This is a genomic window from Ornithinimicrobium sp. (genome assembly GCF_051004135.1).
Taxonomy (GTDB): Bacteria; Actinomycetota; Actinomycetes; order Actinomycetales; family Dermatophilaceae; genus Ornithinicoccus.
Map to the genome: position 1 here is coordinate 1 of NZ_JBPCKQ010000098.1, position 11,180 is coordinate 11,180.

The following is an 11,180-nucleotide window of genomic DNA, read 5'->3' on the forward strand; positions in this document are numbered from 1 at the left end:
GGATGATCCCCTCTACGCCGCGCGGCGGACCCTGCACACCGGTGCCGACCTGCTCACCGACAAGCAGCAGCACCGGCTCGAGAGCCTGTTCGCGGTCCAGGAGCACGCCGCGGTCGAGGCGACCTGAGGCATCTACCAACGGATGATCGCTGCCTACCGTCAACCCGACCGGACGCGTGCACGCGAGCAGATGCAGTCGGTGATCCAGGCCCTGTCCGAAGGCGTGCCGGACGGTCTGAGCGAGCTGCGCAAGCTCGGTCGGACCCTGACCCGAAGAGCCGCCGACGTCGTGGCCTACTTCGACCACCTGCACGCATCGAACGGACCCACCGAAGCGATCAACGGCCGGCTCGAGCACCTGCGCGGCTCGGCCCTCGGCTTCACCAACCTCACCAACTACATCGCCAGATCGCTGCTCGAAGCCGGCGGATTCAGGCCACAACTACACCCTCAACTGTGAAGAGCCGCGTATGCCGTCGCCCCCGCGGGTGCGGTGGTCCCTCCCAGCGTGGGCGGACCGGCTGGATCGGTCACCTGCACGAGCCGGCCGAGCGGGTATGCGGTGCGGCACCGGGCAGATCAGTCGGTGCTGTTCCTCCGTCCCAGGAGGTAGCCCAGCACCACGCCGGCCACGGCAGCCGACGCCACCGGTCCGTAGCGCCGCAGCAGGACCGGCGCCACTGCGCCGCCCAGGTTGATCGCGTCGTCGTCGTTGGCGGGCGGCGGCCCGGACCGGGTCGGCACGGGGCGCACAGCGGCGGCAGCTGACGCCGCAGCGGCAGCCTCGTCGGCCTGCATCCCGATCGCGTCGTCCTCGGTGGGCAGATCGGGCACCGTGACCGGCTGGGCCGTCGCATCCTCCTTGGCGCCCAGGTGCTCCTCGATGCAGTCGACGAACCTGCCGAGCAGCTTGTCCGACACATCCTGCATGACCCCGCGGCCGAACTGCGCCGGCTTGCCGGTGACCGACAGGTCGGTGCCGACCTCGACCCGGGTCAGCTCGCCCTCGTTCTGCAGGTGCAGGGTGACGGTGGCCCCGGCCGTACCGTTGCCGCGCTTGTCCTTGCCCTGCGCCTCGATGACGGCGTGGTGGTCGACGTCGTCGCGCAGCACGAACCGACCGGACCCCGAATAGAGCATGGCGATCGGCCCGAGCTTGACCTTGACGGTGCCGGAGAACTCCTGCTCGTCGGCCTTGGTGACCGTGGCACCGGGGAAGCAGCCGCCGACCTGGTGCAGGTCGGTGAGCAGGGCCCAGGTGCGCTCAGCGGAGGCGGGGACGGTGAAGGAGTGGGCGAGCTGCATACCTCAGCCGCCCGCGGCCGCGAGCACGGCCCGCCGGGTCAGCACACCGGCCAGGTGCCGCCGGTAGTCCGCATCACCATTCAGGTCCGAGGGCGGGTCGGTGCCCTCGCCGACTGCCGCGCAGACCTCGCGCAGCGCCTCGGCGGTGGCCTCGCGACCCACCAGCGACTCCTCGACGGAGGTGGCGCGCAGCGGCGTGGAGCCCATGTTTGTCAGTGCCACCTTGGCCTCGGCGATGGTGCCGCCCTCGGTCCGCACGACGGCGGCGACTCCGACGATGGACCACTGGTGGGAGACGCGCACGAACTTCTGGTAGTCGCTGCCCCAGCCGGTGTGCGTGGGGATGCGGACGGCGGTGAGCAGCTCGTCCTCGCCCACGGCGGTCTCGAACAGGTCCACGAAGAAGCCACTCGCGGCGACCGTGCGCTCCTGCCCGTCGGCGCCGGTGATCACCAGCTCGGCGTCCAGCGCCAGGATCGGGGCCCCGACGTCACCGGCCGGGTCGGCGTGCACGAGGGCGCCGCCGAGTGTGCCGCGGTGCCGGATCTGCGGGTCGGCCACCTCGGTGACCGCCTTGACCAACAGCTCGGCATGCTCGCGCACCAGGTCGCTGCCCAGCACGTCATAGTAGGTCGTCATCGCGCCGATGCGGATGAAGTCGCCGTCCTTGCTCACTCCAGTCAGCTCCGGCACCCGCCCGAGGTCGATCACCACCTCGGGGGCGTTGAGCCGCATCCGCAGGATCGGCATCAGCGACTGACCACCGGCCATGATCTTGGCATCGTCGCCGTGCTCAGCCAGCGCGGCGAGGGCCTCCGCGACGGTCGTCGGGGCCAGGTAGTCGAAGGCGGCGGGGATCATCGGTCTGCTCCGTCCGGTGCGCCCGTATGCGAATCGCCGGGCGGGGCCTGGTTGGGTGCGGCGGCCTCGAAGTGCGGCATCGCATCCGCCGTCGTCGGATCGGCGCCATCCACCGGGCCGGCGGCGGACGCGCCGTCCTGGATCGCCCGCCATACCCGCTCCGGGGTGCACGGCATGACGATGTCGCGCACCCCCAGGTGTCGGATCGCATCGAGCACGGCGTTGACCACGGCGGGGGTCGAGGCGATGGTGCCCGCCTCGCCGACGCCCTTGACCCCGAGGTCGTTGCTCAGCGCCGGGGTCACGGTCCGATCGGTGACGAAGTCGATCGTGTCGGCACTCGTCGGCAGGGTGTAGTCGACGAAGGACCCGGAGACCAGGGTGCCGTTGTCGTCATACACCGCCTCCTCCCACAGCGCCTGGGAGATGCCCTGCACCAGGCCGCCGTGCACCTGGCCTTCGACAATGAGGGGGTTGATGACGTTGCCGATGTCGTCGACGCAGACGTAGGAGCGCATCCGCGAGGCCCCGGTCTCGGTGTCGATCTCCATGGCGCAAAGGTGGGTGCCGTGCGGGAAGGAGAAGTTGACCGGGTCGAACGTCGCGTCGGCGTCCAGGCTGGGCTCCATCCCGTCGGGCAGGTCGTGGGCGTGGAACACCGCGAAGGCCAGGTCACCGAGGGCGATGCCCTGGTCGGTGCCCTTCACGGTGAACTTGCCTCGCTCGAACTCCAGGTCGTCGACACTGGCCTCCAGCATGTGCGCGGCCAGCGGCCGGGCCTTCTCGATGACCTTGTCGGCGGCGTTGACCACGGCCTGTCCGCCGACGACCAGGGAGCGTGAGCCGTAGGTGTCCATGCCCTTGTGACTGCTCTGGGTGTCGCCGTGCAGCACCTCCACGTCGTCGAAGTCCACGCCCAGCCGGTCCGCCACGATCTGGCTCCACGACGTCACGTGGCCCTGCCCGTGCGGGGAGACGCCGGTCACGACCTCGACCTTGCCCGTGGGCAGGACCCGCACGTCGGCGTGCTCCCACCCGCCGGCGGCGTAGCTGAGCGCCCCGAGCACCCGGGAGGGCGCGAGCCCGCACATCTCGGTGAACGTGGAGACCCCGATGCCCAGCTGCACGGGGTCGTTGTTTGCGCGCCGCTGCGCCTGTTCGCTGCGCAACGATTCGTAGTCGAAGAGCTCGACGGCACGCTCGGTGGCCGCCTCGTAGTTGCCGGAGTCGTACTGCAGCCCGGCGACGGTGTCGAACGGGAACTCCTCGTGGGTGATCCAGTTCTTGCGACGCAGCTCCAGGGGGTCCATGTCGAGCTCGTCGGCCAGGTCATCCATCAGTCGCTCGATGGCGAACGTCGCCTCGGGGCGGCCGGCCCCGCGGTAGGCGTCAGTCCACGTCTTGTTGGTGAAGACGTTGGTGCAGCTGAAGTGGTAGGCGGGGAACTTGTAGATCGAGTTGTACATGAAGGCGCCGAGGATCGGCACGCCCGGGGTGACCAGGCCGAGATAGGCGCCCATGTCGGCCAACAGCTCGACCTTGAGGCCCTGCACCGTGCCGTCCTTGCTGGCCGACAGGGTGAGCTTCTGCCACTGGTCGCGACCGTGGTGGCCGGCCAGCAGGGACTCGCTGCGGGTCTCGGTCCACTTGCACGGCTTGCCGGTATGCCGTGCTGCCAGGAAGGTGATGACCTCCTCCGGGGTGACCTGGAGCTTGCCGCCGAAGCCGCCGCCCACGTCGGGGGCGATGACTCGCACCTTGGACTCCGAGACGCCGAGGGTCATCGCGAGCATGAGGCGCAGGATGTGTGGCACCTGAGTGGAGGACCACATGGTGACCTGCTCGGTGGTGGGGTCGACCACCGTGGAGCGTGGCTCCATGAAGGACGGGATCAGCCGCTGCTGGCGGTACTCCCGCTCGATCAGCACCTCCGCGTCGCGGATGGTGTCCTCGACGTCGGTGCCGGTGCCGGCCTCCTTGGAGTCGAACACCCAGGTCGCGCTGCGGTTGGTCCCGAGGTCGGGGTGCGCCAGCGTCTCGTCGGCTGCGGCTTTCCTCAGGTCCAGCACTGCCGGCAGCTCGTCATAGTCGACGTCGACCAGCTCGGCGGCGTCCCTGGCCTGTGCGGGCGAGCGGGCGATGACCACCGCGACGACCTCGCCGGCGAAGGCGACCCGGTCGACGGCGATGGCCGGGTGGTCAGCTGCCAACTGGTCCTCCGTGATCGGCCAGGCGCACGGGAGGGCCCCCTGACTGTCGGCCACGTCGGCGCCGGTCAGCACCGCCACCACCCCCGGCGCCTGCTTCGCCTCGGCCGCGTCCACCGAGGTGATCCGGGCGTGCGCGAAGGGGCTGCGCACCATGCTCAGGTGCAGCATGCCGGTCAGCTGGATGTTGTCGGTGAAGCGGGTGCGGCCGGTGATCAGCCGCTGGTCCTCCTTGCGCAGCCGGGCCCGGCCGATCTCTGGAGATGGCGTCTGCGGGCTCGTGGTCGTTTCGGACTCGGTCATGGTCATGACTGCTCACCTCCGGCGTGCGCGGCCTGGCGGACGGCCTTGACGATGTTCTGGTAGCCGGTACACCGGCACAGGTTGCCCTCCATGCCCTGGCGGATCTCGTGCTCGCTGGGGTCGGGGTTCTCGGCGAGCAGGTCGGTGGCCTGCATGATCATGCCGGGGGTGCAGAAGCCGCACTGCAGGGCGTGGCAGTCGTGGAAGGCCTGCTGCACCGCTGAGAGCTCCCCGCCGGTGGCGACCCCCTCGATGGTGGTCACCTCGTGACCGTCGGCCTGCACGGCGAGCATGTTGCAGGACTTCACACTGCGTCCGTCGAGGTGCACGGTGCACGCCCCGCAGTTGCTGGTGTCGCACCCGATGACAGTGCCGGTCTTGCCGAGTGTCTCGCGCAGGTAGTGCACCAGGAGGGTGCGGGGTTCGACGTCGTCGGAGCAGGAGACCCCGTCGACGGTGACGGTGATGCGGGTCATGGATCCTCCATGGATCAGCAGGGACGGACAACGCTGTCTTTGCGATCTTGTCCTGAGACGTCCCGCCTGGCAAGAGCAGACGTCGAGGTCTGTGCTGGTGAGCCAGCTAGGGCATGCCGGTGATCATGCCGAGCACGTCCAGGATCTGGTGACTCACCGCATTCCCGACGTGGCCGGATACCTCGCGGCATCGCTGGACCGACACCGCGCGGAGCTGCTCGACGAGCGCATAGCTCGGGGCCTGCAGACGATTGTCCCCATCGGGCTCGATGCCGACATGGCTCGGGAAGCGCCGCGGGGTCGACGTCAGCGGGACAACGAACACGGTGGTAGGTCGATAGCGCAGGAACGCGTCCGCCGTCACCACGACCGCCGGCCGACGAAACCCGGCCGCCGAGCCCAGGGGGACCCCGAAGTCGACCTCGACGATGTCGCCGGACCTCACCGGTCGGTCAGATCCGGCTCAAGCCACTCGTCTCGCTCGGCCACGTAGTCCCGCCAACCATCAGGGTCAGCGCGCAGATCCGACTCAGCGCGTGCCATGCCGGCATAGAACTCCTCCCGCCGCAGGGACTCCAGGGCGGCGTCGAGGGTCTGTGTCATGGACGCCGAGCGCTGTTCCGCAAGTCGGCGCAGGCACTCCCGCTGATCCAGTCGAACTCGAATCGTTGTAGATCCTTCCGTCATACGCAAAGTCTACATTGGCGAAAGTGCCCGCCTCGGTGCCGCGTCACTCGCGGTCGTCAGTAGTGCCGCCGTCGTGGTGGTGGATGGGGCCTTGCGTCCGGCTGAGCCGCTCGCCGGCGCCGCCCCAGCGCGCGGCGATGATCTCGGCGGCGATGCTGACCGCGGTCTCCTCGGGGGTGCGAGCTCCGAGGTCCAGCCCGGTCGGGCTGGAGAGCCGGGCGAGCTGCTGCTCCCCCAGCCCCGCCTCACGCAGCCGGGCCATCCGGTCCTCGTGGGTGCGGCGCGAGCCCATCGCACCGATGTAGGCGACCTCCGGTCCGCACAGCGCCAGCTCCAGGACCGGCACATCGAACTTGGGGTCGTGGGTCAGCACACAGAGCACGCTTCGCGGGTCGATCCGACCGGCGTCGAGCTCGGCCCGCAGGTAGCGGTGCGGCCAGTCCACGATCACCTCTTCGGCGGCCGGGAACCGGGCCGGTGTCGCGAAGACGGGCCGGGCATCGCAGACTGTGACGTGGTAGCCCAGGAAGGCGCCGACCGAGGCGACGGCCGCGGCGAAGTCGATGGCGCCGAAGACCAGCATCCGCGGCTTGGGGGCGTGCCCGGCGACGAAGACGCGCATCCCCTCCCCGCGGCGCTCGCCGTCGGGGCCGTACTCCAACGTCGCCGTGCGCCCGGCGGCGAGCAACCCCCGGGCGTCGTCGGCGACCGCGTCGTCGGCGCGCCCTGAGCCCAGCGACCCGCTCATCCCCTCGCCCTCGGGCCGCACCACGAGTCGGCGCCCCACCCACGCCGGGTCGGGATGCGCGATCACGGTGGCCAGGGCCACCGGCCGTCCGGCCGCTATGTCGGCAGCGACCTCGCCCAGCTGCGGAAAGTCGGTCCGGTCGACCCGCTCCACGAACACGTCGAGCACACCCCCGCAGGTCAGCCCCACGGCATACGCGTCGTCGTCGCTGACCCCGTAGCGTTGCAGCACCGGCACCCCGTCGGTGAGCACCTGCTGACCGAGCTCGTAGACCGCTCCCTCGACGCACCCGCCGGAAACCGAGCCGACCACCTGGTCGTCCGGCCCGACCAGCAGCGAGGCTCCCGCAGGCCGGGGTGCCGAGCGCCAGGTCGCGACCACCGTGGCCATCGCGACGGACTCGCCGGCCTCCCACCAGGTATGCAGCTCGCCCAGCACCTCACGCACGGCCGATCACCTCCAGCACGTCGGCGAACGCGCCCAGGGAGTGCCCGGCCACGAAGTCATCCACGTGCGGCAGGGCCGCGACGATCCCCTGCTGCACCGGCACGTAGCCGGGCCGTCCCCGGTGTGGGTTGACCCACACCACCCGGTGCGCCACCGAGCGCAGCCGGCGCATCTGCTCCCCCAGCATCTCGGGGCCGGAGCGCTCCCACCCGTCGCTGAACACGACGACGACCGCCTGCCGGGCCATGCCACGCCGTCCCCACCGATCGAGGAACACAGCCAGCCCCTCGCCGAGTCGGGTGCCCCCGGACCAGTCGGCGACCTGCGCCCCAGCCGCCAGCAGCGCCCGATCGGGGTCGCGCTCGCGCAGCGAGCGGGTGACGTGGGTCAGCCGGGTGCCGATCGTGAACACCTCGGTGTGCCGTGGGGCCGCCTGCACCACGGTGTGAGCGAGCCGCAGCAGCGCATCGGCGTGGGCGCTCATCGAGCCGCTGACGTCGACCAGCAGCACCACGCGCCGGGGCCGAACCCGGTGGCGGCGGTGCTGCACCGGACCGGGCTCGCCCAGACGGCGCAGCTGGGCACGCAGCGTTGCCGGCCCGTCGACCGCTCCTCGGCGGGCCCAGGTATGCCGTCGCGCCCGTCGCTGCGGCGGGCGCGGGCGCAGGGTGGCGAACTGGTGACGCAGCAGGGCCCGCTCCCCCGCCCCCAGGCCGGCGATGTCGCGGTGCCGCAGCACCTCCCGCTCGGAGGCCTGTGCGCGCACCGACGCCTCGGTCTGCTTTTCGTCCTGGCCGTCGCCGGGGTCGGTCAGGGCCGCCTGCACGGTGGTGGCCCTGGGCGAGTCCGCACCGGTCACCGCTTTCATCGTGGTGCCGCCGAACCACTGGGCGAAGACCCGGTCATAGGGCTCGAGATCGGCCGGCGAGCTGGTCAGGGTGGTTCGACCGGTCCAGTAGACGCTGCTGCGCTCGCCCAGGCCGACGACGGCGACCCCGCGCAGGAAGGTCCGCTCCCGGTCGGCGGTGACCGGCAGGCCCGCGGCCCGCAGGGCACCGGCGAAGCCGAGCAGGCTCGCCTCGATGGTCCATGTCATCGGCTCAGCATCCGGTCCAGCGCAGCGCGGACCCGCTCGGTGTCCTCGCGGTACTTCACGGCGGCGCCCACGGTGGCCGCGGCGACCTCGGGGTCCAGCCGGCTGCACCCCAGCGCGTGCACGGCCTGCGCCCAGTCCAGGGTCTCGGCGACCCCAGGGGCCTTGACCAGCTCGCCCTCGGCCCGCAGCTGCTGCACCAGGGTGACCACCTGCGCGGCCAGCTTCTCGCCCACGTCCGGCATCCGGGTGCGCACGATGGCCAGCTCGCGCTGCATACCGGGGTGCTCGATCCAGTGGTAGAGGCAGCGGCGTTTGAGCGCGTCGTGCAGCTCGCGGGTGCGGTTGGAGGTGAGCACGACCAGCGGCGGTTGCTGCGCGCGGATCGTGCCGACCTCGGGGATGCTGACCGCCCAGGTGGACAGCACCTCCAGCAGGAACGCCTCGAACTCGTCGTCGGCCCGGTCGATCTCGTCGATGAGCAGCACGCAGGGTGCCTCCTGCAGGGCCCGCAGCACCGGTCGGGCCAGCAGGAAGCGTTTGTCGTAGAGCTGTGCCTCCAGCGTCCGGGCGTCCGGCTTGTCGTCACCGCTCGCAGCGGCGACAGCCTCGACGGCGCGCAGGTGCAGGATCTGCCGCGGGAAGTCCCAGTCGTAGAGAGCCTGGGTGGCATCGATCCCCTCGTAGCACTGCAGCCGAAGCAAGGGTCGGCCCAGCACCTCGGCGAGCGCTTCGGCCAGCGCGGTCTTGCCGGTGCCCGGCTCGCCTTCGAGCAGCATCGGACGCTGCAGCCGGTCGGCGAGGTAGGTCAGCGTGGCCAGGCCGTCGTCGGCGAAGTAGCCGGTGCTGCCCAGCGCCTGGGCGACGCTCTGCGGACTCATCAGCACGTCGGCGGGGCGCATGTGCAGAGCATCGCTGACGGGACGCGGCTTGGGAAGTGGAGGTCAGGGCTGGTGCGGCGCGAGGTCGTCGGGGGTGTCGACGTCGCGGCCGGTCGCCAGGTCACCGCACTCGACGAGGGTGGGGTCGGCTCGGCGCAGGTAGGCGCGCGCCCCCCGGTCACCGGTGGCCGAGTCCATCACGGCCTGCCAGTGCGACTGGCCCAGCAGCACCGGGTGGCCGGGACTCCCCTGGTATGCCGCACGCGCCAGGGTGCTGTGTCCGTGCGCCTCCTCAAGGACGCGGTTGATCACCTCGTCGGTGACGTCGGGCAGGTCGACCAGATGCACCAGCACGACGTTCGGGCACTGCCGGCCCCGAGCGGCCAGGGCTGCCAGGCCGGTGCGCAGCGACTCGCCCATGCCCTGCGCCCAGGTGGCGCAGACCGTGCTGTCGACTCGGTCGGCCCACCGCTCGGCCTGCGGACTGACTCGTCGCACCACATGCTCGGCTTCGGCACCGAGCACCACGAGCACGTCGGCGCATCCTCCGGCCAGCATCCGGGTCACCGCCACCTGAATGAGAGGTTGACCCTCGACCTCGACCAGAGCCTTGGGGGTGCCCATGCGGCGGCCCTGGCCGGCGGCGAGCAGCAACCCGGTGACACGCGCACCTCGGCGAGCGGACGGCATACTCATGACAGTCAGTCTCGGGCGACGAAGCCGGTTGTGCCACACCGGCCGCGCTGACGAGTTCGCTATCGGGTTATTGCGACTTGCTGGGCTGAGGCATACTTGCGCTTCAGTGATCTTCAGCCACGACCCAGTCAAAGTTTGAAGGGCCGCACATCGTCGGTCGCCGTGCGCCGACCGCCGGCTAGCCTTAGGCTGGGTCGCCCGTGATGAGTATTCGGTGAGCGTGCCCCAGGCACTCGTGGGCGGACGATACCGCCTGATCGAGGTTATCGCTCACGGCGGCATGGGGGTCGTCTGGCGAGGAAGGGACGAGCGCCTCGACCGGCCGGTGGCGGTCAAGCAGCTGCGGACGCACCCGGGAATCACTGATCGCGAGGCAGAGATCGCCAAGAACAGGGCGATTCGTGAGGCGCACATCACTGCGCAGCTGGAACACCCCCATGCCGTGCCGGTCCTCGATGCGGTCGAGCACGAGGGCCAGCCGTGCCTGGTGATGCCGTACCTGCTCGCAACACCGCTGTCCGCGGTACTGCGCAAGCGCAAGACGCTGCCGCTGCACGACGTCATCCGGATCGGGGCCCAGACCGCCTCTGCGCTGGCCGCCGCGCACCGCCTGCGCATCGTCCATCGCGACGTGAAGCCGGGCAACGTCCTCATCACCGACGACGGCACCGCCCATCTCAGTGACTTCGGGATCTCGCACGCGATGGGGGACGCCACCCTGACCGACACCGGCTTCCTCCACGGCACGCCTGCCTATCTGTCGCCGGAGGTGGCCCGTGGGGGCAGTGCCATCTTCGCCTCCGATGTCTTCTCTTTGGGATCGACGCTGTATGCCGCGCTCGAGGGGGCCCCGCCCTTCGGCTCGGACCCCAACCCCATTGCCCTGCTGCACAAGGTGGCGGCTGCTCGGGTGGAGCCACCCGGGCAGGCCGGGGCACTGACGCCCCTCCTGCTCCAGATGCTGTCGGAGCAGGGGGCGGACCGTCCGACGATGGATGAGGTCGCCACGTCGTTGGCTCACCTGAGGGCCCATCCGGCGCCGCCCGAGCAGCCCCAACCGGAGGCAGGGTCCCGCGCCACCTCGTCGCAGCCGCCATCGGCAGCGTTGTCCTCATGGTTCCCACCCACCGAGGGGGCATCGACGGCGCCCGTCGCCAGGGCCGCCGCGACAGCAGCGTCCTCGCAAGCGGCAGCCGAAAGCCCTTCTGCAGGCGCCACACACGTTGACCAGGGACCCCCTCGCCGCCCTGTCCTGGTCGCTCTGCTGAGCATCGCCGCCCTCGCCGTTGCCGTGTTTGTCTTTACCACCTTGACCGGCCAGTCGGAGCCCCCGGAGACAGCCGGAGATCGCGTCGCCCTCCCCACCTCGTCCGAAGCGGCCAGTGACGACACTGCTGCGTCGACCCCTGCCGAACTCTCGTCACCGACCGGAGACGCGACCTCACCGCCCGCGACGAGCGACGCCGTGGCCGCCCC

11 protein-coding genes and 1 pseudogene are annotated in these 11,180 nt (G+C 70.7%); 2 read left to right on the top strand and 10 right to left on the bottom strand.

Annotation, left to right across the window (positions count from 1 at the left end):
* Positions 1-460: pseudogene (locus tag ACR2FV_RS05645) on the top strand (transposase); the annotation flags it as partial.
* A gap of 119 nt (positions 461-579) precedes the next feature.
* On the opposite strand, the gene ACR2FV_RS05650 reads toward ACR2FV_RS05645, so the two are convergent.
* The 10 genes from ACR2FV_RS05650 to ACR2FV_RS05695 all read right to left on the bottom strand — a co-directional run bounded on the left by ACR2FV_RS05650 (position 580) and on the right by ACR2FV_RS05695 (position 9,704).
* Complete coding sequence (locus ACR2FV_RS05650) at positions 580-1,305, bottom strand: SRPBCC family protein (RefSeq protein WP_434014721.1); 726 nt, start codon at positions 1,303-1,305, stop codon at positions 580-582.
* A 3-nt stretch (positions 1,306-1,308) separates the two neighbouring features.
* The gene (locus ACR2FV_RS05655; protein WP_434014722.1) at positions 1,309-2,166 is read right to left on the bottom strand and encodes an FAD binding domain-containing protein; all 858 of its coding nucleotides are present in this window, start codon (positions 2,164-2,166) and stop codon (positions 1,309-1,311) included.
* The gene (locus ACR2FV_RS05660) at positions 2,163-4,682 is read right to left on the bottom strand and encodes a xanthine dehydrogenase family protein molybdopterin-binding subunit (protein ID WP_434014723.1); all 2,520 of its coding nucleotides are present in this window, start codon (positions 4,680-4,682) and stop codon (positions 2,163-2,165) included. Before ACR2FV_RS05660 ends, ACR2FV_RS05655 begins: the two co-directional genes overlap by 4 nt.
* Positions 4,679-5,152: a (2Fe-2S)-binding protein gene (locus tag ACR2FV_RS05665; RefSeq protein WP_434014724.1), complete on the bottom strand. Its 474-nt coding sequence runs from the start codon at positions 5,150-5,152 to the stop codon at positions 4,679-4,681. Before ACR2FV_RS05665 ends, ACR2FV_RS05660 begins: the two co-directional genes overlap by 4 nt.
* A gap of 106 nt (positions 5,153-5,258) precedes the next feature.
* Positions 5,259-5,597 (bottom strand): type II toxin-antitoxin system PemK/MazF family toxin, encoded by a 339-nt coding sequence (locus tag ACR2FV_RS05670; protein ID WP_434014725.1) that lies wholly within the window; start codon positions 5,595-5,597, stop codon positions 5,259-5,261.
* Positions 5,594-5,755, bottom strand: a complete 162-nt coding sequence (locus ACR2FV_RS05675; RefSeq protein WP_434014726.1) for a hypothetical protein — start codon at positions 5,753-5,755, stop codon at positions 5,594-5,596. Before ACR2FV_RS05675 ends, ACR2FV_RS05670 begins: the two co-directional genes overlap by 4 nt.
* 127 nt (positions 5,756-5,882) lie before the next feature.
* Positions 5,883-7,034 carry an XdhC family protein gene (locus ACR2FV_RS05680; RefSeq protein WP_434014727.1) on the bottom strand — a complete coding sequence of 384 codons (1,152 nt, stop codon included), beginning with the start codon at positions 7,032-7,034 and terminating at the stop codon, positions 5,883-5,885.
* Positions 7,027-8,130, bottom strand: coding sequence for a vWA domain-containing protein (locus ACR2FV_RS05685; RefSeq protein ID WP_434014728.1), 1,104 nt, complete (start codon positions 8,128-8,130; stop codon positions 7,027-7,029). The genes ACR2FV_RS05680 and ACR2FV_RS05685 overlap by 8 nt, the downstream gene beginning before the upstream one ends.
* The gene (locus tag ACR2FV_RS05690; protein WP_434014729.1) at positions 8,127-9,029 is read right to left on the bottom strand and encodes an AAA family ATPase; all 903 of its coding nucleotides are present in this window, start codon (positions 9,027-9,029) and stop codon (positions 8,127-8,129) included. Before ACR2FV_RS05690 ends, ACR2FV_RS05685 begins: the two co-directional genes overlap by 4 nt.
* A 42-nt stretch (positions 9,030-9,071) precedes the next feature.
* Positions 9,072-9,704, bottom strand: coding sequence for a nucleotidyltransferase family protein (locus ACR2FV_RS05695; protein WP_434014730.1), 633 nt, complete (start codon positions 9,702-9,704; stop codon positions 9,072-9,074).
* Positions 9,705-9,918: 214 nt separating this feature from the next.
* Here ACR2FV_RS05695 and ACR2FV_RS05700 point away from each other — a divergent pair.
* A partial coding sequence (locus tag ACR2FV_RS05700; protein WP_434014731.1) for a serine/threonine-protein kinase occupies positions 9,919-11,180 on the top strand: 1,262 nt, incomplete at its 3' end.

Excerpts from the sequence above, each read along its gene's own strand:
- ACR2FV_RS05650 (WP_434014721.1), bottom strand. The coding sequence starts at position 1,305 with ATGCAGCTCGCCCACTCCTTCACCGTCCCCGCCTCCGCTGAGCGCACC.
- ACR2FV_RS05675 (WP_434014726.1), bottom strand. The coding sequence starts at position 5,755 with ATGACACAGACCCTCGACGCCGCCCTGGAGTCCCTGCGGCGGGAGGAG.
- ACR2FV_RS05665 (WP_434014724.1), bottom strand. The coding sequence starts at position 5,152 with ATGACCCGCATCACCGTCACCGTCGACGGGGTCTCCTGCTCCGACGAC.
- ACR2FV_RS05690 (WP_434014729.1), bottom strand. The coding sequence starts at position 9,029 with ATGCGCCCCGCCGACGTGCTGATGAGTCCGCAGAGCGTCGCCCAGGCG.
- ACR2FV_RS05695 (WP_434014730.1), bottom strand. The coding sequence starts at position 9,704 with ATGAGTATGCCGTCCGCTCGCCGAGGTGCGCGTGTCACCGGGTTGCTG.
- ACR2FV_RS05655 (WP_434014722.1), bottom strand. The coding sequence starts at position 2,166 with ATGATCCCCGCCGCCTTCGACTACCTGGCCCCGACGACCGTCGCGGAG.
- ACR2FV_RS05660 (WP_434014723.1), bottom strand. The coding sequence starts at position 4,682 with ATGACCATGACCGAGTCCGAAACGACCACGAGCCCGCAGACGCCATCT.
- ACR2FV_RS05685 (WP_434014728.1), bottom strand. The coding sequence starts at position 8,130 with ATGACATGGACCATCGAGGCGAGCCTGCTCGGCTTCGCCGGTGCCCTG.